We start from the raw sequence: 324 nt of genomic DNA on the forward strand, positions 1-324 counted from the left end.
GCCGTGATCGTTACCGCCACCGAAGTTCTGGCGCTCTCACAACCGTTCACCGTCTGACTGGCGTAATAGGTCCCTGTAACCAAAGTCTCGGTTCCCGTATATAAAGTTCCTGCCGTWGCAGCGGAATACCATTTGATCGCTGCACCTGTCACTGTTAAGTCACTTAATTTTTTGGCTTCCGCCGAGCAGAATACCTGTGATGTTGCAGTCGGCACTGAAGGGCTTGCCGTGATCGTTACCGCCACCGAAGTTCTGGCACTCTCACAGCCGTTTACCGTCTGGCTCGCATAATAGGTTCCTGTAAGAAGTAGCTCGGTTCCGGCA

General features: G+C 52.9%; 1 pseudogene. It reads right to left on the reverse strand.

Features of this window, described 5'->3' with window-relative positions:
* Positions 1-324: pseudogene (locus ASC72_RS24225) on the reverse strand (hypothetical protein); the annotation flags it as partial.

The sequence above is a fragment of the Flavobacterium sp. Root420 genome (assembly GCF_001427905.1).
Classification (GTDB): Bacteria; Bacteroidota; Bacteroidia; order Flavobacteriales; family Flavobacteriaceae; genus Flavobacterium.